The organism is Ferrovibrio terrae (genome assembly GCF_943372915.1).
Taxonomy (GTDB): Bacteria; Pseudomonadota; Alphaproteobacteria; order Ferrovibrionales; family Ferrovibrionaceae; genus Ferrovibrio; species Ferrovibrio terrae_A.
Genome location: NZ_CALSAN010000006.1, coordinates 42,113 through 63,717 on the forward strand (window position 1 = coordinate 42,113; position 21,605 = coordinate 63,717).

Annotated in this window: 24 protein-coding genes; 15 read left to right on the forward strand and 9 right to left on the reverse strand. The window is 64.4% G+C overall.

Annotated elements, in window-relative coordinates; translation table 11 throughout:
- Window positions 1-8 precede the first annotated feature (8 nt).
- From argE to AAG821_RS05955, 3 genes are all read left to right on the forward strand, one after another.
- A complete protein-coding gene (gene argE, locus AAG821_RS05945) occupies window positions 9-1,193 on the forward strand; it encodes an acetylornithine deacetylase (protein WP_341911819.1) in 1,185 nt (394 codons plus the stop codon).
- A 146-nt stretch (window positions 1,194-1,339) separates the two neighbouring features.
- Window positions 1,340-1,882, forward strand: a complete 543-nt coding sequence (locus AAG821_RS05950; protein WP_341911822.1) for a hypothetical protein — start codon at window positions 1,340-1,342, stop codon at window positions 1,880-1,882.
- Window positions 1,883-1,971: 89 nt separating this feature from the next.
- Window positions 1,972-2,403: a hypothetical protein gene (locus AAG821_RS05955; protein ID WP_341911824.1), complete on the forward strand. Its 432-nt coding sequence runs from the start codon at window positions 1,972-1,974 to the stop codon at window positions 2,401-2,403.
- Here AAG821_RS05955 and AAG821_RS05960 read toward each other — a convergent pair whose 3' ends face one another.
- Window positions 2,404-3,543, reverse strand: a complete 1,140-nt coding sequence (locus tag AAG821_RS05960; RefSeq protein WP_341911826.1) for a putative zinc-binding peptidase — start codon at window positions 3,541-3,543, stop codon at window positions 2,404-2,406.
- 138 nt (window positions 3,544-3,681) lie between these two features.
- On the opposite strand from AAG821_RS05960, the gene AAG821_RS05965 reads away from it, so the two are divergent.
- Window positions 3,682-4,059, forward strand: a complete 378-nt coding sequence (locus AAG821_RS05965; protein WP_341911828.1) for a DUF3606 domain-containing protein — start codon at window positions 3,682-3,684, stop codon at window positions 4,057-4,059.
- 1 nt (window position 4,060) lies between these two features.
- On the opposite strand, the gene AAG821_RS05970 is transcribed toward AAG821_RS05965, so the two are convergent.
- Entirely contained in the window at window positions 4,061-5,437 is a 1,377-nt protein-coding gene (locus tag AAG821_RS05970; protein ID WP_341911830.1) for an MATE family efflux transporter, read from the reverse strand.
- 1 nt (window position 5,438) lies between these two features.
- Window positions 5,439-6,044 carry a TetR/AcrR family transcriptional regulator gene (locus tag AAG821_RS05975; RefSeq protein ID WP_341911832.1) on the reverse strand — a complete coding sequence of 202 codons (606 nt, stop codon included), beginning with the start codon at window positions 6,042-6,044 and terminating at the stop codon, window positions 5,439-5,441.
- Window positions 6,045-6,152: 108 nt separating this feature from the next.
- Between AAG821_RS05975 and AAG821_RS05980 the strand changes: the two genes are divergently transcribed.
- From AAG821_RS05980 to AAG821_RS05995, 4 genes are all read left to right on the forward strand, one after another.
- A complete protein-coding gene (locus tag AAG821_RS05980) occupies window positions 6,153-6,437 on the forward strand; it encodes a SelT/SelW/SelH family protein (RefSeq protein WP_341911834.1) in 285 nt (94 codons plus the stop codon).
- A 110-nt stretch (window positions 6,438-6,547) separates the two neighbouring features.
- Entirely contained in the window at window positions 6,548-7,138 is a 591-nt protein-coding gene (locus tag AAG821_RS05985; RefSeq protein WP_341911836.1) for a PAS domain-containing protein, read from the forward strand.
- Between the two features lie 139 nt (window positions 7,139-7,277).
- Window positions 7,278-7,424, forward strand: coding sequence for a hypothetical protein (locus AAG821_RS05990; RefSeq protein ID WP_341911838.1), 147 nt, complete (start codon window positions 7,278-7,280; stop codon window positions 7,422-7,424).
- Window positions 7,425-7,431: 7 nt separating this feature from the next.
- Entirely contained in the window at window positions 7,432-7,809 is a 378-nt protein-coding gene (locus AAG821_RS05995) for a hypothetical protein (RefSeq protein ID WP_341911840.1), read from the forward strand.
- Between the two features lie 5 nt (window positions 7,810-7,814).
- On the opposite strand, the gene AAG821_RS06000 is transcribed toward AAG821_RS05995, so the two are convergent.
- Window positions 7,815-9,134 carry an MFS transporter gene (locus AAG821_RS06000; RefSeq protein WP_341911842.1) on the reverse strand — a complete coding sequence of 440 codons (1,320 nt, stop codon included), beginning with the start codon at window positions 9,132-9,134 and terminating at the stop codon, window positions 7,815-7,817.
- Between the two features lie 131 nt (window positions 9,135-9,265).
- On the opposite strand from AAG821_RS06000, the gene AAG821_RS06005 reads away from it, so the two are divergent.
- The 4 genes from AAG821_RS06005 (at window position 9,266) to AAG821_RS06020 (ending at window position 13,659) form a co-directional block, all read left to right on the forward strand.
- Window positions 9,266-10,234, forward strand: coding sequence for a LysR substrate-binding domain-containing protein (locus AAG821_RS06005; RefSeq protein ID WP_341911844.1), 969 nt, complete (start codon window positions 9,266-9,268; stop codon window positions 10,232-10,234).
- 178 nt (window positions 10,235-10,412) lie between these two features.
- Window positions 10,413-12,236, forward strand: a complete 1,824-nt coding sequence (typA, locus tag AAG821_RS06010) for a translational GTPase TypA (RefSeq protein ID WP_341911846.1) — start codon at window positions 10,413-10,415, stop codon at window positions 12,234-12,236.
- Between the two features lie 261 nt (window positions 12,237-12,497).
- Window positions 12,498-13,070: a response regulator gene (locus tag AAG821_RS06015; protein ID WP_341911847.1), complete on the forward strand. Its 573-nt coding sequence runs from the start codon at window positions 12,498-12,500 to the stop codon at window positions 13,068-13,070.
- A 13-nt stretch (window positions 13,071-13,083) separates the two neighbouring features.
- Window positions 13,084-13,659, forward strand: coding sequence for a hypothetical protein (locus AAG821_RS06020; protein WP_341911849.1), 576 nt, complete (start codon window positions 13,084-13,086; stop codon window positions 13,657-13,659).
- Between the two features lie 7 nt (window positions 13,660-13,666).
- Here the strand turns inward: AAG821_RS06020 and AAG821_RS06025 are convergent, their stop codons facing one another.
- Window positions 13,667-14,479, reverse strand: coding sequence for an SPOR domain-containing protein (locus AAG821_RS06025; protein ID WP_341911851.1), 813 nt, complete (start codon window positions 14,477-14,479; stop codon window positions 13,667-13,669).
- An 84-nt stretch (window positions 14,480-14,563) separates the two neighbouring features.
- On the opposite strand from AAG821_RS06025, the gene AAG821_RS06030 reads away from it, so the two are divergent.
- Window positions 14,564-14,785: an acetyl-CoA carboxylase biotin carboxyl carrier protein subunit gene (locus tag AAG821_RS06030; RefSeq protein WP_341911853.1), complete on the forward strand. Its 222-nt coding sequence runs from the start codon at window positions 14,564-14,566 to the stop codon at window positions 14,783-14,785.
- An 18-nt stretch (window positions 14,786-14,803) separates the two neighbouring features.
- On the opposite strand, the gene AAG821_RS06035 is transcribed toward AAG821_RS06030, so the two are convergent.
- The 4 genes from AAG821_RS06035 to mtnA form a co-directional block, all read right to left on the reverse strand.
- Window positions 14,804-15,523, reverse strand: coding sequence for a formylglycine-generating enzyme family protein (locus tag AAG821_RS06035; protein WP_341911855.1), 720 nt, complete (start codon window positions 15,521-15,523; stop codon window positions 14,804-14,806).
- Between the two features lie 64 nt (window positions 15,524-15,587).
- Window positions 15,588-16,160 carry a septation protein A gene (locus AAG821_RS06040; protein ID WP_341911857.1) on the reverse strand — a complete coding sequence of 191 codons (573 nt, stop codon included), beginning with the start codon at window positions 16,158-16,160 and terminating at the stop codon, window positions 15,588-15,590.
- 6 nt (window positions 16,161-16,166) lie between these two features.
- Window positions 16,167-18,221, reverse strand: coding sequence for a bifunctional aldolase/short-chain dehydrogenase (locus tag AAG821_RS06045; protein WP_341911858.1), 2,055 nt, complete (start codon window positions 18,219-18,221; stop codon window positions 16,167-16,169).
- A gap of 17 nt (window positions 18,222-18,238) precedes the next feature.
- Window positions 18,239-19,333 (reverse strand): S-methyl-5-thioribose-1-phosphate isomerase, encoded by a 1,095-nt coding sequence (gene mtnA / locus AAG821_RS06050; protein ID WP_341911861.1) that lies wholly within the window; start codon window positions 19,331-19,333, stop codon window positions 18,239-18,241.
- A gap of 108 nt (window positions 19,334-19,441) precedes the next feature.
- Here mtnA and AAG821_RS06055 point away from each other — a divergent pair, with 108 nt between their 5' ends.
- Both AAG821_RS06055 and AAG821_RS06060 read left to right on the forward strand, forming a co-directional pair.
- Window positions 19,442-20,614 (forward strand): MFS transporter, encoded by a 1,173-nt coding sequence (locus tag AAG821_RS06055; RefSeq protein WP_341911863.1) that lies wholly within the window; start codon window positions 19,442-19,444, stop codon window positions 20,612-20,614.
- Entirely contained in the window at window positions 20,611-21,582 is a 972-nt protein-coding gene (locus tag AAG821_RS06060; RefSeq protein WP_341911865.1) for an NADPH:quinone oxidoreductase family protein, read from the forward strand. The genes AAG821_RS06055 and AAG821_RS06060 overlap by 4 nt, the downstream gene beginning before the upstream one ends.
- Window positions 21,583-21,605: the final 23 nt, after the last annotated feature.

Sequence of the window (21,605 nt, forward strand, 5' to 3'; positions counted from 1 at the left end):
GTATCCCCATGACCAAGCCCTCCCCCGAAGCCCTGGCAATGATCAAGCAGCTGATCGAGATGCCGACCGTCAGCCGCGATTCCAATCTCGATCTGATTCACTGGATCCGTGACCACCTGAAATCACTCGGCGTCGATGCCACGCTGGTGCATGATGCCACCGGCAAGAAAGCCAACCTCTATGCCACCCTGGGGCCACAGGACAAACCGGGCATCGTTCTGTCGGGCCATACCGACGTCGTGCCGATCGACGGCCAGGAATGGGATACTGATCCCTTCAAGGTGACCGAGAAGGGCGGCAAGCTTTATGGCCGCGGCACCTCGGACATGAAAAGCTTCGTTGCCATCGCGTTGTCCTATGCGCCGAAATTCCTGGCGCAGAAACTGGATACACCGATCCACTATGCCTTCACCTATGACGAGGAAGTGGGCTGTCTCGGTGCCAAGCGCCTGATTGAAGTGCTGCGCGACATGCCGATAAAGCCCAAGGCATGCATCGTGGGCGAACCGACCGAGATGCAGGTGATCGCCCAGCACAAAGGCAAGAAAAGCTGGCGCGTCGATGTGCGCGGTTTTGAATGCCATTCCTCGCTGACCCATATGGGTGCCAATGCAGTGGAGGCAGCCGCCGAGCTGATCGCCTTCATCAAGTCGCTGGCCCGCAACAAGCGCGACAATGGCCCCTTCGATTCCGAATTCGCTCCGCCCTACACCTCGCTGCATACCGGCACGGTGAATGGCGGTACCGCGCTCAACATCGTGCCGAAGGACTGCAGCTTCCTGTGGGAGATCCGTTATCTGCCGCAGGACGATGTCGATGCGCTGTTCGCCGAAGTCGTCGCCTATGCAAAGAACAAGCTGGAGCCGGAGCTGAAGGCGATTGATCCGGCCTGTGGCTTCACCTTCACGCAGATTTCCGAATTCCCCGGCCTCGCCACCGACGACCGCGGCGGCGTGGTGGAACTGGCCAAGGCACTGACCGGCGCCAACCGCGTGCAGAAGGTGTCCTTCGGCACCGAAGCAGGTCTGTTCTCCGAGCTGGGTATTCCTACCATTGTGTGTGGCCCCGGCTCGATCGAACAGGCGCATAAACCCAATGAGTTCATCGACCTGGCCCAGATCGGCCTGTGCGAGGCCTTCATGGATCGACTGCTGCAGCGGGTGAAGGCTGGCGCTGCCGCTCTTCCGGTCTGAGTCTGGCGTCATCACAGGCAGTTATAATCCTGCCTAAATCCGCAGCAGGGACATCAATACTGCAAGGCTGCTTTGTGACCGGCGCCATGGTGCGGCGCAATATTTCCTGATAGACAGCGCGCCTCGTCCGGCAGCAGAGGCCGTCTATGTCCATGCGTTCAGCCCGTTTCGCCACCATGACACCGCACGCCAATCAGGATGCGGTGCAGGCAGCGTTGGCCCAGGCGCGCCACCCGATCGTGCGCGACTTCCTGACCTATTATGCCGGGATTCATCCGGCCGATGCCCTGCCGTCGCGCAACGCCTTCGATCCGATGGCGATTCCCCGCCTGCTGCCGCATCTGGTGCTGGCCGAAGTGGAGCACCAGGCCGATGGCCGGCCGGCCCGGTTTCGCATCAAGGTGGCCGGCGAAGAAGTGGTCGCCGCCCTGCGCATGCCGCTGATCGGCCGCTATATGGACGAGATCGCCAATACATCGGAACCGACAGCGCGCTTTCCCATCGAGAGCCGCCACAGCGTCGTGGAAACCGGCTGCATGATCTATCGCCGCGGTAAGCCTAGGCTGCGATTCCCGCTCGATTATGCCGAAGTCGAATATGCGCATTGCCCGCTGGCCGAAGATGGCGTTACCGTCGACCACATCATGACGGTCAATCATTATCAGGCCCTGGAGCCGGTCCTCCGCTGAGCAATATCGCGCCGCATCCCAATCTTGCTGCCATAGACGCCGCGCTCGCCGCGGCGAAAAGTCCGGTCACCCGCGACTTCCTGCAGCATATGCGCGAGATCCACCCGTCTGATCGGCTGCCTTCGCGTGCCGCCTTCGACCCGATGCGGGTGCCGCATCTGCTGAGTCACCTGGTGCTGGTTCAGGTCGAGCGTCCGTCTGCCGGGGCGATGAGATTCCTGGTTCGGGTTGCCGGTGAATCCGTCTTGCGCGCTGCACCCGTACCGCTGATGAACCGGTATATCGAGAGCAGCGTGAACCTGATCAAGGACGCACGGGACGACAGTGAGTCACGCATCGTCGACGTGCGGCGCCAGGTGGCGGAAACCGGCTGCATGCAGCACTGGTGCGGGCGGGTCAATATCCCCTTCCGCCTCAACTTCGGTGACGTGGAATATGCCCATTGTCCACTGGCGGAAGACGGCACCACGGTGGACCGTATCCTCTCGGCCCTCTTCTACCACGGCGCACCGGACACCTGATCAGGCCGCCGGATCGAGCACACGCGACGAAATCCCGGCACGTGCCTGGCGGCAGAGCATATGAATGAAGCCGAGCTTGCCGATGGCCGCCGGGCTCAGCACAAAGGGATACAGATCCTGTTGGCCCATTGAGCGATTGAGGCTGTTGACCGCAAAGGTGACCGGCAGGAAAGCATCAATCAGCTGTTCGATACTGTCGGCCCGGTAAGGATCGAAATCGACTTGCACGCCCAGTTCGTCTCCCCGGCTGATGCGCGGTTTGACCCGCAGGCCGAACGCGCTCGCCGTCTCCAGCGTATCGACGATATGCATGTAATGCGCCCAGGTCTCGGCGAAGTCCTCCCAGGGATGCACCGATGCATAGGCACTGACATACCCGTCCTGCCAGCCGGAACCGGGGCCATTGTCATAATGACGCTGCAATGCTTCGCCATAATCCTGTTGCTCGTCGCCGAACAGGGCGCGAAAGCCACTCATGGCATCGCTGGTGTCGCCGGCGCGACGCACCAGCCGCTCCCAGTAGTAATGCCCGACCTCATGGCGGAAATGACCGAGCAGGGTGCGGTAGGGCTCATGCATCGCGACGCGGATCTTCTCACGCTTGGCATCGTCGGCTTCGATCAGATTGATCGTGATCAGGCCGTTATCATGGCCGGTGATGATCCTTGGGGCTGACGGATCAGGCGGGTCGGCGAGGAAATCGAAGGCCAGTCCCTCTTCTACATCCTCATCACGCGTTTCATGCGGCAGCCCAAGCCGCAGCAGGCCATGAAACAAGCGGTGCTTGGCACTTTCGATACGGCGCCAGTTGGCCAGGTTTGCCGGTACCGACAAATCCGGCACGGTGCGATTATGGGCACAGGCCACGCAATAGGGTTCAGGATCGGGCACCTGCCCCTCGGCCTCGGCCGGCACCAGCCAGTTGCAGGCTTCGTGGTCGGCATTGCTGCAGAAACGGTAATGCAACTCAGGCGCCGCCAGCGCCTGCCACACCGCGCTGCCATCGCTGCGCGTCACCGGCTCCAGCGCACTGAGCACCAGGGCGTCGGACAGAAAACCGAGCCGCCGCCCGCAGCTTTCACAATGGGTGTTTTCAAAATAGAGCGGCTGACCGCAGCCCAGACATTCGAACAGGCGCATGAGAATCTCGTTGAATCGGGTCGCGTTCATCGCCCGCAGGTTTGAAGACGATCCGGCCGCGCATTGGTTCCGGAAAAAACCGCGGAACCCTCCGGCCCCGGACAAGTTCTGTACAGGACCCAAAAAGGAGTGCACATCATGGCGCCGCACAAGCCAATGCCAAAACCGAGCGACGAACAGATGCGCGAAGCGCGCCACAGCGATCAAAGCCAGGCGGAAAAGCAGGAAGATCTGGACATAGCGCTGCGGGACAGCTTCCCCGCCAGCGATCCGGTGGCGTTAACCCAGCCGACCACCGCCACGGCATCGCTGGACAGCGACAAGTCGGCCAAAGCGGGTGATCGAACCCGTGACAAGCTGCTGCAGAAGCATGATCGTGTGAATCTGAGCGATGATGACGAGGTCAAATACTGGACCGAGCGCCTTGGTGTTTCGAAAACCGCATTGAGCGAGGCCGTGCGCGAGGCCGGTTTCTTCCCGGCCGATGTGGCGCATCACCTCGGCAAGACGCTGTAAGCTACTTCGGCTCCCAGCGTGTCGCCTTCACCAGCAGGCCGGTGCTGACGCCGTAAACCACCATGGCAGCACCGGCCAGGGCGAACAGTGTCCAGACTTCGGCCCCACTCATCGTGAGCCACCAGCCGCCCAGCGCCACCATCACAAGCCGGATGGTGCCGCCCACCACCGGGCCAAGCACCTTGCCTGAGCCCTGCGAGGCGAAATAGAGGCACAGGCCGAAACCGAAGAACGGGAAACCGGCGCCGGCGGCGATCAGATACTGCCGCGCCGCCGCAATCACCGCGGCATCATCGGTGAACAACCGCGACCACAGATCGGGCGCGACGATAACGATCAGGCCGATCACGGCCAGCGCCACGGCGGCAACACTGCCGGCCATCCAGGCGACATGGCGCGCGCGCGCCACCTGCCCGGCACCGATCGCCATGCCGACCATCGGCACGCTGGCAACGCCAACAGAGAAGGCAATCGGGATCAGCAGGAACTCCAGGCGCGCGCCGATGCCATAGCCGGCCAGTGCAACCGTGCCGAAACGCGCCACCAGCCCGGTGAAAATCAGCACGGTCAGCACAGTCTGCAGCGAGGAAACGCAGGCCAGGGCGCCAACCCGGAGGATATCGAGGAACAGCGGCTTCTGGGCGACAAAGCCCACGGTGCTGAGCCGCAGGCGGGCACGATGGCTGCGCAGATAGACGAACAGCACCAATGTGCCAAGACCGAAAGCAAACACCTGGCCGAGCGCCACGCCAACAATGCCGAAACCCGGGATCGGTCCAAGGCCGAGACCCAGCACGCCACCGATGGCGATCTGCGCCACCGCGGCAGCGAGCCCGAGCACGGAGGGCACGTTCATGTTGCCGGTGCCGCGCAGCACCGAGGACAGCGTGTTGAATAGCCAGACGGCAATGGCGCCGCTGAACACCGTGTTGGAATACAGCACCGCCAGCTCCAGCGCCGCGCCACGCCCGCCGAGCAGGTGGTAGATCGCCGGACCCAGCAGCCAGAAGAACGCCGTGAAACAGGCGGCAGCCACCACGGCAATGATGATGGCATGCAGCGCCAGCGTATTGGCACGCTGCAGATCATTGGCCCCGAGTGCGCGGGCAATGGCCGAAGACACGCCGCCGCCCATGGCGCCCGCCGACATCATCTGCATCAGCATCACCATCGGAAAGGCCAACGCCATGGCGGCCAGCGATTCCACGCCCAGCAGGCCGACATAGGCGGTCTCGGCAATCGCGGCGAGCGCCGTGGCCAGCATCGCCACCGTGGTCGGCGCACTGAGTTTCAGCAACGTCGGCAGGATCGGCGCGGTGAGCAGCCTCTCACGCCCTGTCGCCGCGGCGACAGGCTTGCGGATGGTCTGGTCATTCATGTCAGGCCGCCTTTTCGATCGCGTTGAGCCGCAGATGCAGGCTCTGCCGTGCCGCATTCAAAATACTGTCGGACAGGGTCTGGTCCGCGACGGCGCGCGCCATGGCGACCGCACCTGCCATCTGCGTCAGCATGGCCAGCGCAAAACCCTGCGCATCGAAACCCTCGCGCTGCGGCAGGTGGCGCATATAGCGCGCGACAATACCTTCGATACCGGTGTCGAATGCGGCACGCGCAGACTTGTTCAGCCGCGCCAGGTCACCGCTCAGCGCCGCAACCGCACAGCCGTTGCCCGGATTGTCGCGATGCGCTGACGACAGATAAGAATCGATCCACAGCCGCAAGGCATCGATGCCGGTCGCCGCGCCGACGCGGCTTGCAAAGCGCGCACTGCCATCGGCGAACATGCCGCGGATCGCCTCGGTCACCAGATCGTCCTTCGACTCGAAATGCGCATAAAAGCCGCCATGGGTCAGGCCGGCAGCACGCATGATCTCGGCAACGCCGACACCCGCCGGGCCATGGGCGCGCATGGCCCTGGCGGCCTGCCGCAGGATCTTCTCGCGGGTCGCCTGTTTGCGCTCTGTTGGCATGGTGGCTGGGGGCATCGGCAATCCAAAATATGATGACCATCATATTTAGCGGCCGGAACCCCAAAGTAAAGCTTGCCGAATTCTGTGCTGATTCAGCCGGTTAGGTCATGCTAGGGTGTGGCCATGAGCGACCGTCACCGTCCCAGAATCGCGATCACCTACTGCACCCAGTGCCAGTGGCTGCTGCGCGCCGCCTGGATGCAGCAGGAACTGCTCTCCACCTTCACCGAGGATCTGGCAGAGGTGGCGCTGATCCCGGCCAGCGGCGGCACATTCGTCATCGCCTATGACGGCAACACGATCTGGGACCGCAAGCGCGATGGCGGTTTTCCGGATGTAAAGACGCTGAAGCAGCTGGTGCGCGACCGCCTCGATCCGGCACGCGACCTTGGCCATATCGATCGCTGACCGACCCATCGGTCTGTATGGCTCCAAATTTTCTGCCAGCGATTGCCGATCCCCTGCTTTGCGTATTGAATGGTTACCCAGTTCGTTGGTGAGCAGCACCGGAAGACAGTATGCAAACCTTTGCGCAGCTGCCACGCATCACACTCGATATTTCGCAGGGAACCGTCGATGCGATTCCCGATGAGCGATTGAGGGAGCTGGCGCACTATTGGTTTGCGCGCCGCCATGGCAATCAGGTGCCCAGCCGCGCCGATATCGACCCGCTCGATTTCCCCGCCCTGCTGCCCAACATCATGCTGCTGGATCGTGTCACCACGCCTGAGGGCGATCGCTTCCGCTTCCGCCTGTCCGGCACCGATATCGCGCTCTATACCGGCCGCGAACTGACCGGCAAATTCCTCGATGAGGTATTGCCGGCGACCTACCACGAGTATGTCGACCTGCTGAACCGCACCGTGTTGAAGACACAGTTGCCGATCTACACCTCCAGCCTCTATCACGACGAAGGCAATTTCGTGAATGGCATCACCTATCGCGTGGTGATGCCGCTGCGCAGCAGCAGCCTGCAGCCGGATCGCATTTTTGTCTGCCAGTTCTGGCAGCGCCGCGAAGACCGCGGCAGCTGGACCGGAAACTGGCTCAGTGCGCAGCCGGAAATCCGCGTGCTGCAGCCGCCACAGGCAGCAACAGATATCGCCTGAAACCCGGCAATTCGCGCCGCAAGGCCGTCATTGCCCGGCAGAAAATTCCGATTAATCCGCGTTTACCAAACTGCGCAACATTGTGATTTTGCTGTAATCCGCAACATCCTGTTACACGCGGCGGCCTGCAACCTCTGGCATGTCACTTGCTTCTTCCCTCGCAGAAAACGGGGAAGACGCGCACCAGCGCTCTGATCTCGATGAGCCCATCCGCCAGAAGGTGGAACAGACCATCAGCGCGCAGACCGGCAAAAACATCGGTGGCATCGCCAACCTAATGGTGTGAACCAACCATGAGCTCGATTTCATCCAGCTATTTCACCAATCCCTATTACGGCATCAACCAGGCCAGCGGTACGAAGCCGACCGAAGTTGCCAAGAATAAGGAAGACGTTGCCGCGGCCGGCGCCTCCGCCGTCTCGGCTGCACCGTTGAATGTCGGCGACGTCACGCAGGAATTCCTCGATTTCGCCAAGCTGTCGGTGCCCGAGCGCATCCGCAAGCAGTTCCTTGAAAGCCGGGGGCTGGACGAAAAGTCGCTGGCATCCTTGAGCGAGGAAGACCGCAAGAAGATCGAGGACGAGTTCCGCGATCTTCTGGAACGCAAAATGAAAGAGGGCATGAATATGGGCAGCAAGACCACTGGCCTCGTCGCCAATATCGTGGTCTGAGCCGCCTAGTTCAGGGTTTTCTTCAGCGTCAGTGCCGCTGCGGCTGCACCGAGCATGGCCGCGGCAGCGGCCACGCTGAACGCAGCGGCATAGTCCACGCCGCCGGAAACGGCGCCGAGCAGCGCGATACCGATGGCGAAGCCGGCCTGGCGCAAGGTTGTCGCCATCGCCGATGCCATGCCGGCGCGGTCTGGCGGCGCCAGCGCCACCAGTGCGCCCGAGACCTGCGAATTGGCCAGCCCCGCCCCGCTCGCCATCAGCAGCATGGCGCCCAGCGCAAACCAGAGCGTCGCCGTCTGCAGCACGGCAAGGACCAGCAGCACCAGGCCGCTGCCGAGCAGCAGCATGCCGCCCGTGAAATTCGCCTGCCAGCCATAGCGCTGCGTCGCCCAGACACCGACCGGCGGCAGGGCCAGCATCGGCACTGTCGCCGCCAGCATGGCCAGTCCGGCCTGCTCCATGCCGAGACCAAAAGCGGCCTGCAGATAGAGCGGCAGATAGATCAGCACGGCCCAGTAGCCCGCCGACAATGACAGCAGCAGGCAGCCGATGCCGATGGCTTCCCGCCGGCGAAACAGCATCGGGTCCAGCATTGGTTTTGCGCGGCGCTTCTGTTGCCACACCAGCACGATACCCAGCAGCAGGCCCGCAATCGTCGCCGCCCAGCGCCAGCGCAAATCGCCATCGCTGTGCAGCAGCGCCTGTACCGGCAGGGCAATCGCCAGCGTCAGCAGCAGCACCCCCGGCAGATCGAGCGCGCGGCCTTCCTCGTCGCGCGATTCTGCAATCACGCGGCGCACCGCCCAGTCGCAAAGGATGCAGATCGGCAGGTTGATCAGGAAGACCCAGCGCCAGCCAAAGCCGGCGGCAACAAAGCCGCCCAGCGTGGGGCCCAGCGCCATCGCCGCGCCGCTGGTAACGCCGATGATGCCAAAGGCACGCGCACGGGCAGCCGTGTTCGAGATGGGATAGGCCAGCGAAATCGCCGCCAGGCCGCCGGTGATATAGAAGGCTGCGCACAAGCCCTGCAGCGCACGGGCAAACCACAGTGTCGGCCCGTCCCAGGTCAAACCGCAGAGCAGCGAAGCGAGCGCGAAGCCGGCATTGCCGAGCAGCAGCATGCGGCGGCGGCCGAACCGGTCGGCCAGTGCACCGGCCGCGAACAACGAGCCGGCAAAGGCCAGGCTGTAGGCATCCATCACCCAGGCGGTGGCACTGATCGAGAAGCCGAGTTCGTCGCGTATGGCCGGCAGCACCACGGCAACGACGGTGACATCGAAGTTGGCCAGGCTGACCGACAGCGCCAGGATCCAAGCAACGGCCATCGGATGACGAAAACCAAAACGTGCCGAGTGAGTATGGGCGAGAGCGGACATGACGCTGGCATCGCATGCCGGCGCGCGCTGCACCAACGACATCGCTTCACAGTATCATGAATTTCATTCATAATAGGGTCATGCGCCCCCTGCCGCCCTTCGACTCCCTGGTCGCCTTCGATGCCGTGCTGCGCCATGGCAGCATGACGGCGGCGGCCAGCGAGCTGGGCATCACCCAGAGTGCGGTGAGCCATCGCCTGCGCCGGCTGGAGGCTTTCATCGGTACGTCTTTGCTGCTGCGGCGTCGCGCCGGCCTGTCGCCGACCCCGGCGGGTACGGCGCTGGCCGAAGGGCTGGGCGATGTGTTTGACAGCATGGCCGGCCTGCGCGACCGCTGCCGCGCCACCACGGCGCCGGCACGCCTGCGCGTCGGCATCAGCGCGGCACTGGCCCAGCTCTGGCTGGTGCGCCGCCTGCCGGCCTTTGCCCGGCGCCATCCCGGCATCGATGTCGAACTGGTGATTTTCACCAGCAAGGCGCAGGCCGAGGCCCGTTCCGGCGATATCGATATCCGCGTGCTGTGGAAGAAGCCGGATGAGGCGCGCAACACCAGCACCCAGCGCCTGCTGTTCCGCGAGCAGGTCTTCCCGGTCTGCGCCCCATCTGTGCTGGCCAAACCCCTGCGCGATCCCAAGGCCATCGCCAGCCTGCCGCTGCTGTACAAGGCGGTCGAGGAAGGCCAGACCCCGGAATGGGAATGGAGCACCTGGTTCAAACGCCTTGGCATCGCCGGCAAGCCGAAAACCAGCCTGCGCTTTGGCGATATCGGCACCGCGATTTCAGCCGCCCTAGAAGGCGCCGGCGTGGTGCTGGCGCGATCCCTGCTGGTGCATGATGCCCTGGGCGATGGCCGGCTGATCCGGCCGCTGGGTCCACAGTGGCAAATGCCCGCGGAAAAGGCCCATGTGGTGCGCTGGCCGGCGGCGCTATCGGGCGACCTGCGGGTACGGGCCTTTGCCGCCTGGCTGGCAACCGAAGCCGAGAAAACCGTGGCCGAGGGGGCACCGGCCGCCCCACCTGCAGCTAAGCTACCGATTCGGCAGCGTTAATTACTGGGCGGAGTGCCGACATGGCAGCCCTGCGCCAGCGTCATTGCGACGCAACAAATCTATCCTTGTAACAATCCGTCCCGGGCCGTATATACCCGCCCAACCCTAGCCGAAACCCAAAGGAATCGCGCCCGGCCAGCCCATGCTTGGGAATGACCGGGCCTTTCGTGTAAGCCGCATGGATATTCGCAATATCGCCATCATCGCCCACGTCGACCATGGCAAGACCACGCTCGTCGACGCCCTGCTGCGCCAGTCCGGCTCGTTCCGCGAGAACCAGCAGGTCGCCGAGCGCGTCATGGACAGCAACGACCTGGAGCGCGAGCGCGGCATCACCATTCTCGCCAAGTGCACCTCGGTCGAGTGGCACGGCACCCGCGTGAACATCGTCGACACCCCCGGCCACGCCGATTTTGGCGGTGAAGTCGAACGCATCCTCTCGATGGTGGATGGCGTGGTGTTGCTGGTGGACGCCGCCGAAGGTCCGCTGCCGCAGACCAAATTCGTGCTCGGCAAGGCGCTCGGCCTCGGCATGCGCCCGATCGTGGTCATCAACAAGGTCGACCGCCAGGACGCCCGTCCGGTGGAAGTCCATTCCGAAGTCTTCGACCTGTTCGCCGCGCTGGACGCCACCGAAGAGCAGCTCGACTTCCCCTGCATGTTTGCTTCGGGCCGCTCCGGCTGGGCCGATGACAGCCTGGAAGGCCCGCGCAAGGATCTCGCCCCGCTGTTCGATCTCGTCGTGCGCCATGTGCCGGCGCCGACCGCCGAGCAGAATGCGCCCTTCAAGATGCTGGTCACCACGCTGGAAGCCGACAACTTCCTCGGCCGCATCCTCACCGGCCGCATCTATTCGGGTAAGCTGAAGGTCAATACCCCGATCCATTCGCTGCGCGCTGATGGCAGCGAGATCGAGGTGGGCCGCGTCACCAAGCTGCTGGCCTTCCGCGGCATCGAACGCGTGCCGGTGGATGAAGCTGATGCCGGCGACATCGTCGCTATTGCCGGCCTGACCACCACCACGGTCGCCGACACCATCTGCGAACCCTCCGTCACCGAACCGGTGCCGGCCAACCCGATCGATCCGCCGACGCTGGCGATGACCTTCTCGGTGAACAACTCCCCGTTCGCCGGCAAGGAAGGCAGCAAGGTGCAGAGCCGCGTGATCCGCGACCGCCTGCTGCGTGAAGCCGAAGGCAACGTTGCCATCCATATCCGCGAAACCGAGGAGAAGGACGCCTTCCAGGTCGCCGGCCGTGGCGAACTGCAGCTCGGCGTGCTGGTCGAAGTGATGCGCCGCGAGGGCTTCGAGCTGTCGATCAGCCGCCCGCGCGTGCTGTTCCAGAAGGACGAAGACGGCAATCTGCTCGAGCCGATCGAGGAAGTGCATGTCGACGTCGACGATGCCTATACCGGCGTCGTGGTGGAGAAGATGTCCCTGCGCAAGGCCGAGCTGCGCGACATGCGCCCCTCGGGCGGCGGCAAGACCCGCATCACCTTCCATGCCCCCTCGCGCGGCCTGATCGGCTATCACGGTGAGTTCCTCACCGACACGCGCGGCACCGGCATCATGAACAAGCTGTTCCACGGCTACGGCCCGCATCGCGGCCCGATCCCGGGCCGCCGCAACGGCGTTCTGATTGCCAACGGCACCGGCGAAACCGTGGCCTATGCGCTGTGGTATATCGAAGAGCGCGGCACGCTGTTCGTCGATCCGGGCACGCCGGTCTACGAGGGCATGATCATCGGCGAGAACAGCCGCGACAACGACCTCGAAGTCAATCCGATGAAGGCCAAGCAGCTGACCAACATGCGTGCGTCGGGCAAGGACGAGGCCGTGCGCCTCACCCCGCCGCGCAAGATGACGCTGGAACAGGCGATCAGCTACATCGGCGATGACGAGCTGGTGGAAGTGACGCCGAAGAGCGTGCGAATCCGCAAGAAGCTGCTGGACCCGAACGACCGCAAGCGCGCCTCCCGCGCCGCCGACGTCGCCGCCTGAGCACAGCACTCCATTCCATGATCTGAAAAGGCCGGGTTTCCACCCGGCCTTTTTGCTGCTGCGGGACTGCAAATCCCTCCGCAAGCGGTTGAACTGCCGTGGTTTTTTGCGACAGAAACTGCAAATCAACGTTTATTGCAGTTCAGCAAATACAACTACAGACAGATATTCTCTTGATGATTGATTGCCATTTTGGCTAAATACTATCTCAGATAGTCGGCCTCCCCGCCCGCGTCTGCTGCAATATTCAGAGAGATCGCGATGACAAAACCGGCCCTGAACCTGCAAAGCCTCCGCTTCCTGGTGGCCGACGGCAACAGCTACTTCCAGACCATCCTCTACGGCATCCTGCATGCGCTGGGCGCCCAGCATATCGCTGTTACCGGTACCGGTGACGAAGCCCTGGCCCGCAGCCGCAGCGACGTCACCGACCTGCTGATCTGCGACTGGAGCCTGCCCGAAGTCGATGGCTTCGATCTGGTGCGACGCATCCGCACCGACAGCCACAATCCCAATCGCTATACGCCGGTGATCGTGCTGACCAGCCATGCCCAGGCCCATACGGTGGAGCGCGCCCGCGATTGCGGCGCCAATTTCGTGCTGGCCAAGCCGATCTCGCCCAAGTTGCTGTATGATCGTCTGCTGTGGATCGCCGAAGATCCGCGCCCCTTCGTGATGGCACCCGGCGGCTATAACGGTCCCGATCGCCGCTTCAAGAAGGATGGCGCCTCCTCGGTCGAGGTGGAGCGCCGCGGCAGGCCGCATGCTGCCGCCGCATCCCCGGTTACAGCACCGTCGCTGGGCCCAGCCGTGGCGGCGATGACCCTGCACTGAGGCCGGGATCGCCATGAGCGACAGCCAGGACAAAACCGAACCGGTCGCAGCCGATACCGCCAAGGCCGAGGTGCAGATCGTCAAGATCAAGTCGCGCTTTGCCATGCTGGCGCTGCGCGATGGCGGCAAATCCGCCGCGGCCCTGATCGGTGCTGCCGATGCTTTCCTGCAGACAGAACGTAACCGCTACCATGCCTGGGTGAGCGATGCCCTGCAGGCGCTGGATGTCACGCTCGACCAGCTGCCCGGCAGTATCCCCGAGGCACTGCAGGCGGCTTATGGCCAGGCCATGCAGATCCGCGACCTGGGCGGTACCTTTGGCGCACCACTGGTGACCGAGGCCGCCGACAGTCTCTGCGAGTTGCTCTATCGCCTGTACAGCGCCGAGCTGTACAGCCATGAAGCCATTGCCATGCATCAGTCGACCTTGCGCCTGATCTGCGCGGCCGACCAGAACAAGACAACGCCGGCCGGTATCGCCGAACTGCTAGCCGGCCTGCGGAAGATCGTGGCGAGATATCCGCGCCCCCTGCCGCCGCCCAGACCACCCGGTCAGTCCCAGGCCCGGCCAGCCGAAGCGTCGCACTGAACTCTGATCAGTCCTTCACGCTGGCGCAGTAGCGCGTCGAGGAGCGGATCTTGGCGCAGGCCGCATCGGCATCCTTGCGCTCGGCAAAGCCGACCAGCATCAGGCGCGCAAACGTGCCGCGATTGGGCGTATCGACCCATTCGACCTGCGGATCGAACTGGCCATAGAGGGCCGGATTGGCCCGCAGCAGCTCTTGCCATTCATTGATGGCGGCCGATTCCGTGCGGTGCGAGGCCAGATGCGCGCGCCAGCCCGTGAGCCCGGCGCTGGTCATGTCCTTCATGCTGCCGGCCATCTCCGGCGGTGTGGGCTGGGCACCGGTGGCGGCAGCCATCTGCTGCTGTTCTGCCGCCAGGGCCGGATTGTCGGCCGCAGCTGGCGATGGCCGGTAGCCCGCGGGCAGTGCCGGCGCGATAGCCACCACGGTGGCAGCGGCCGGCGGCATGGCTGCAGCGGATGTGGACGACGCGGCCGCCGGTGCGCGCGCAGCCTGCCGCGGAGCAGGAGCTGGCGGCTTCGTGGCCGGTGACGGCACCAGCGCCATCTCGGCGGCCCGCTTGGCAGCCTCTTCCTCGGCCACCTTCTCCGGATCCCTGTAATTCACCGGGGTGGTGTTGGTCTGGTTCAATGCCTGGTTGGTGGTGGCGCGCTGGCCGGCCCAGTTCGCCTGCGACACGCTGCCGGGCGGCGGCAGCAGCACCTCGGGGGCCGGCGGATCGGACGGATACATGCCAAGCTCGACCTGCAGTTCCTGCCAGCTCTGACAGGCACTCAGCAGGCCAGCGGCCAGTATCACCGCTATGACGTTACGGCAGGGCATCGACTCGTTCTCCACAGCCCGCATTTTAGGCTGACGCAGGATGACGGGCCAAGGTAGAAACATGGTTAAGACCATGGAGGATCAATGCCCGTACTCGATATCAAGGCCGACGTCACCGGCAAAGTCTGGAAGCTTGAGGCCGCCCTGGGCGCCAGCCTAGCGGCCGGCGACATCGTGATGATCCTGGAATCGATGAAAATGGAAATCCCGGTCGAGGCGCCGAAAGCGGGCCGGCTTGCCACGCTGACCGTGGCCGAGGGCGACAGCATCAAGGAAGGCCAAGTGCTGGCCAGAATGGAAATCTAGGGCTGGAGATTTGAGGCGTCAGGCCGGCGCGTCGTAGGCGCAGCGGAAGCCGACATAGACCGCATAGAAGGCCGCCGGCTTGGAATAGTTCGCCTCGGCCTTCATCTGCTCCGGGCCATACCACCAGGAGCCGCCCATGGTGCGCTTCTCGCCGCCACCCGTGTCATTCGGATGATCGGCCACCCATTCCCAGACATTGCCGCCCATATCATAGAGGCCGTTGACGCCAGGCGCCGTCTGTCCCACCGGCGCGCTGCGTGGCCAGCGGTCGGGCGTCGACATGTTGGCGCCATCCGGGCTGTCGCCGGTGGGAAAGGTATAGCGCTGGCCAGTGACGAAAGGCGTCGGCGGGTCGCGCCGCGTCTCCACATAGGCGGCCTGCAGCCATTCCTGCACGGTGGGCAGGCGACCGCCATGGGCGCGACAATAGGCCTGCGCCTCCGCCCAGGTAACATGCACGGCGGGATGCGCCTCGGTATCGGGCGCTTCGCCGAAAGGCCAATAGACGGTCCAGCCCGCACGCCGGACCCAGCCGGCGGCATATTCATAGCCGCCGCCCTCGCGCTCGGCCGCAGTGACCATGCGCGCCGCCTCGGCATGGCGGCGGAACTGCGCGATGCTGACCTCGATGCGGTCGATCAGAAAAGCGCCGATGCGCTGCTTGTCGGCCGGCTGCGCAAGCGCGACACCCGGGGCCAGCAGGCCTGCAAAGATGTATGCAACTGCCTTGATCATCATGGCCCGAATGGTAGGGCGCAGGCAGCGCTCGTCAAATCGCAAACCAGTGAACGGAACGGCGGTCTCAGCCTTCGCCCTGTCCCGACTTTTCCATCGGCTTGTGGCGCAGGATCAGCGGTGTCTGCGCCAGCATGAAGGCCACCGTCAGGCCGATCAGGCCAAAGACCTTGAAAGCCACCCAGAAATCCGTGCTCTGCGTGCGCCAGACGATTTCGTTCAGGCCGGCCATTGCGGCGAAGAACAGGCCCAGCCGCAGGGTGAGCTTGCGCCAGCCGTTCTCCGTCATCTGCAGCGATGTGCCCAGCACATACTGCAGCGGATGCCGGTTGATGGCATAGCCGCCGAGCAGGATCACGGCGAAGATGGCATTGACGATGGTCGGCTTCATCTTGATGAAGGTTTCATCCTGCAGCCACAGCGTCAGGCCGCCGAAGATGCCGACCACCACGGCGGTTACCAGCGGCATCATCGGCACGCGCCGCAACAGCACCAGCGACACCAGCAGCCCCACCGCCGTCGCCGCCAGCAGAACGGCCGTGGCCGGCAACAGCCCCTCGGCACTGTAGACGATGAAGAACAGCGCCAGCGGGCCGTATTCGGTGGCGGGCTTGAGCCAGCGCGGGGCAGTGCGGGTCATGGCAGCTTAACGCAATGCGGCGGCGATATTGCCGCCATCCACAGTGGCGACCGCCGCCGTGGTCTTGGCGGCCACCGCCAGCTGCACGAAAGCCTGTGCCACATCGGCGGCCTTCACTTCGCGCGCCAGAAGATTACCCGACATATAGTCCTTCTCGCTGACACCGCGAGCCTTGGAACGCTTGGCCACCATCTCGTCGGTGAGCAGGCCCGAGCGGATGCGGTCGGCATTCACCGCCGAGGAGCGGATGCCCTGGGCGCCGTAATCGAGCGCATACTGGCGCGACAGGAACAGGGTGGCCGCCTTCGGGAGTCCATAGGGGCCGAAATCGGGGCCCGGATTCACCGCCTGCTTGGAGGCGTTGAACAGCAGGCAGCCGCCGGTCTTCTGCTGCAGCATGACTTTCACGGCAGCCTGCGCCACCGACTGGTGGCTGAAGAAATTCAGCTCGAAGCTCTGCCGCAGCAGCGCATCGGGCACCTCGCCGATCTTGCCGCCCCAGGCATTGCCGGCATTCGACACCACGATATCGACACCGCCGAAATGCTGCACCACTTTCGCAAACGCCGCCTGCACCGCGGCAGGCTTCGTCACGTCGCAGGCAATGCCGATACCGCCAAGCTTCTTCGCCACGGCAGCCGCTTTCTCACCATCGAGGTCGAACACGGCAACTTCGGCGCCCTCGGCCGCAAAGGCTTTGGCCGTGGCCGCACCGATGGCGCCGGCACCGCCGGTGACCACCACGACCTGGCGCGACAGCGGCTTCTCGCCACCCTTGCCCAGCTTGGCCTGTTCCAGCGACCAGTATTCGACATCGAAGATGTCGCGTTCCTTGATGCTGGTGAAGCGGCCAATGGCTTCCGCGCGCGTGATAATGCTGACCGCCATCTCTGCCACATCACCGGCGATCACGGCATCCTTGCGGGTCTTGCCGACGCCGACCAGGCCGAGGCCGGGGATCAACAATGCGCGCGGCATCGGATCGAGCATGATCTTCTTCGGCACCGCCTTGGCATTGTGGCGCTCGAAATAGGCCTTGTACTTCTTGATATAGGTCTCGAGCGCCTTCTGCGCCGCCGCAGCAAAGACATCGAGTTTGCCGGCTTCCGGCGCCGGCAGCACCAGCGGCCAGGGCTTGGTGCGGATCACGTGATCGGGCGTCACCGTGCCCGCCTGGCTGTAGCGCATCACATCCTTGCCGCGCGCGAAGGCCTGGATCTCGTCGCTGTTGCGCAGGTTGAAGACCCAGCGCTTCACCTCGCCGTCATCGCCGACGGGGATGCTAAGCAGGCCGCGCAGGATGGGCAGCACATCCTCAGGCGAGGCAACCTTCTTCGGCAACGCCTTGCCCGATACGAACACCGTCTTCTTGCCCTTGGCCAGATGACGTTCGGCCTTGGAGACAAACTCGATCATCAGATCGTAGGCTTCCTTCGCTGTCTCGGCGAAGGTGAAGATGCCATGCTTGAGCAGGATCAGACCCTGGCAGTCCGGATTGGCCTTGAAGGCGGCAGCCGCCTTCTTGGCCAGGCCAAAGCCCGGCATTTCATACTCCACCAGCGCAACGCGCTTGCCATAGAGCTTGCGGCAAATCTCATCGCCGTCGGGCTGGTCGGTGATCGCCAGCACGGCCGAGGCATGGGTATGGTCGATGAACTTGTGCGGCAGGAAAGCGTGGAACAGGGTTTCGACCGAGGGATTCGGCGAACTGGAGTCCAGCAGATTGCAGCGCTGGATATTGACCATGTCTTCATCAGTCAGGGTCTTGAGCGCGATCAGCTCCTGCAGCGGCGCCAGCTTCACCGCCGGCAGGCCCGGCGGCTCGATCACCGCCATATCCCAGCCCGAGCCCTTCACGCAGAGCACATCCACCGGCTTGCCCAGCGGATCGGGCATCGTGGTCTTCACCGAGGTGTTGCCGCCGCCATGCTGCACCAGATCCGGCACACCGCCGAGCAGGCGGGTGGTGTAGGTGCGCAGCGCCAGATCCTTGTTCACGCCCTGCTTGGCGTAATGGGCAATGGCGGCCTTGGCGTCGCGGTCGGACCAGAGATTCTTCATGGGGCAGTTCCTGAGATTTACGCGAATTCGGGATAGAGTTTGGTCAGGCCGGCTTCCGAGGCGGCGCAGACGCCGCGTTCGGTGACAAGGCCCGTGACCAGGCGCGCCGGCGTGACATCGAAACCGAAATTGGCCGCCTTGCTGCCTTCGGGCGTGATGGTCACCGGCACCACCTCGCCAGAAGCCGTACGGCCGCTCATGATGGTGACCTCTTCCTGGGCGCGTTCCTCGATCGGGATTTCCTTCACGCCGTCGCGGAGCGTCCAGTCGATGGTGGAATGCGGCAGCGCCACATAGAACGGCACGCCGTTGTCATGGGCAGCCAGCGCCTTGAGATAGGTGCCGATCTTGTTGCAGACATCGCCCTCGCGCGTGGTGCGGTCGGTTCCGACGATGCACATATCGACCTGGCCATGCTGCATCAGGTGGCCGCCGGCATTGTCGACGATCACGGTATGCGGCACGCCATGGCTGTTCAGTTCCCAGGCGGTCAGCGAGGCGCCCTGGTTGCGCGGCCGCGTCTCGTCGACCCAGACATGCACCGGAATGCCGGCATCATGCGCCTTGTAGATCGGCGCAATCGCGGTGCCCCAGTCCACCGTGGCAAGCCAGCCGGCATTGCAATGGGTCAGGATGTTGATGGTGCGTTTGCGACCGGCCTTTTCGTAGAGACCGGCAATGATCTTATGGCCGTGGTCGCCGATGGAAGAGCAAGTGGCGACATCGTCCTCGGCGATCTCGGATGCGACCTTGTAGGCGATGGCGGCGCGGTTGGCGGCCGGCTGGTTGTGCAGCGCATTGCGCACGCGATCCAGCGCCCATTTCAGGTTGATCGCGGTCGGCCGCGTCTCGTTGATGATGTGATAGGCTTGTTCCAGCGTGGCATCCGTAGGGTCAGCGCGCATCGCCAGCGCCATGCCATAGGCACCGGTGGCACCGATCAGCGGCGCGCCACGCACCACCATGGCCTTGATCGCATGGGCGGCCTCTTCCCAGGTGGTCAGGGTGGTGGTGACGAAGGCATGCGGCAGCTTGGTCTGGTCGATGATCCCGACCGACCAGCCGTCGCCGTTGACCCAGATGGTGCGGTAGGCTACGCCCTTGACCTTCATGTCTCGCCCTTCAAACGGCCCGAAAATTGCGCGGAAAGTAGCGGACCCGGCCTTGCTGAGCAATGCCGGAAGCCGGCCCAAACCGGCTTGTCACACAGGTTTTGCCTGATGTTGGCTGTTCTGCTTTTGACCGTCGTGATCGACCTGATCGGCTTCGGCCTGATCCTGCCACTCCTGCCATTCTACGCGACCAGTTTCGGCGCCTCGCCCTTCACAATCGCCCTGCTGGCCGCCGTGTTTTCCATTGCCCAGTTCCTGTCGGCGACGCCGCTGGGCGGGCTGTCGGACCGCGTCGGCCGCCGCCCGGTTTTTCTGGGCTGCATGGCGCTGACCGTGATCGGCTATGTTTCCCTCGCCTTTGCCGACACCCTGCTGACCATTTTCCTCGCCCGTATCGTCGCCGGCATCGGCAGCGGCAAGATCGGCATCGCCCGGGCCATCATCGCCGACAGCACGCCGCCCGAGCAGCGGGCGCGCGGCATGGGCCTGATCGGCGGCGCCTTCGGCATCGGCATGATCCTCGGGCCGCTGATCGGCGGCCTGCTGATTGGCCCCGATCCGCTGCACCCGAACTATGCCCTGCCGGCCCTGGCGGCGGCCGGCACCTCGGCCATAGCGCTGTTGCTGGCCGTGCTGACCGTTCGCGAAACGCGGCCGGACGCACCGCATACCCTGTCTGGCATACCGCTGTGGCGAAATCCCTTCGCCCCCCTGTCGCACCTGGGTCCGGCGGTGCTGGCGCTGATCGCGATCAATTGCAGCATAAACTTCGTCTTCTCCCAGATCGAAGTGCTGTTCCCCCTCTTCGCTGCCGCGCGGCTCGACTGGCATGCTTATGAAGTCGGACTGGCCTTCACCTTTATCGGCATCATCGTCCTGTCGATGCAGGGGTTCCTGATCGGGCCGCTGACCCGCCGGTTCGGCGAGCGCCGGCTGCTGACGATCGGCATCATCAACCTCGCCATCGGCACCGCGATGGCGCACTGGATCGTTTCCACGCCAACCATGGGCCTGTCGATCCTGCTCACCGCATCCGGCGTTGCCATGATCGGCCCGACCATCAACAGCCTGGCCTCACGCAGCGCCGGAGCGACCCAGCAAGGTATCGCGCTGGGCACGATGGAATCACTCGCTGCGCTCGGCCGCACCTTCGGCCCGCTGTGGGGCGGCTGGCTGTTCGATCATGTGGGCATCGACATTCCCTACTGGATCGGCGGTGCGATCCTGGTGGCAACGCTGATGATGGGCTGGCGATACATCCATCCGAAGCAGGCGCCATGACGGCCGGCAGCTACCACGCCATGCTGTGCCAGCGGCTCGGACCGCCGGATGTACTGGAGATGGCAGAGCTGCCGCGCCAGCCGCTGAAACCCGGCGAGGTGCGCATCGCCGTGCGCGTGGCCGGTGTCAACTTCCCCGATCTGCTGCAGGTGGCCGGCCAGTATCAGCACAAGCCGCCTCTGCCCTTCGTGCCCGGCTTCGAGGCGGCCGGCGAGATCATCGACCTGGCGGGCGATGTTCAAGGTTGGCAGGCCGGCGATGCCGTGCTGCTGCGCGGGACCGGTGCCTATGCCGAAGAGATGATCGCGCCTGCCGCCGCGCTGCTGCCCAAACCGGCCGACTGGAGCTGGGACGAGGCTGCCGCCTTTCCGGTCGCCGCATCAACCGCCTGGGTGGCGCTGCTGCCGCGTGGGCGGCTGCAGGCCGGTGAAACCCTGCTGGTACTCGGCGCTGGCGGCGGCACCGGGCTTGCGGCGGTCAGCCTTGGCGCCGGCTGCGGCGCCCACGTGGTGGCCGTGGCCTCGTCGCCGGTGAAACGCGCCGCAGCCCAGGCCGCTGGCGCAGCGATCTGCCTTGATCCGGCGGTAGCCGGCTGGGAACAGGCCGTGCAGGCTGATCTGGTGTTCGATCCGGTCGGCGGCGCGCTCTTTACCACCGCCTGGAAGGCCCTGAAACCGGGCGGCCGCTGGCTGGTGGTCGGCTTTGCCGGCGGCACCATTCCGCGTCTGCCGGCCAATCGCCTGCTGCTGAAGGAAGCCGAACTGATCGGCGTGCGCGCCGGCGAACAGGGGCGCCGCAATCCGGCAGCGGCGAAGGCGCTGGATGCCGGCCTGCGCGCCTGGCTAGTCGGCAGCGAGCGGCGGCGTCCGTTGATCGGGGCCGTCTATCGGCTTGATGAAGCTGCTACCGCCCTGCGCCAGCTGGCCGACCGCAAGGCCGTCGGTAAACTGGTTCTGCACCCCCGCTAGCGGACCCGGGCGATGGCGCTCCG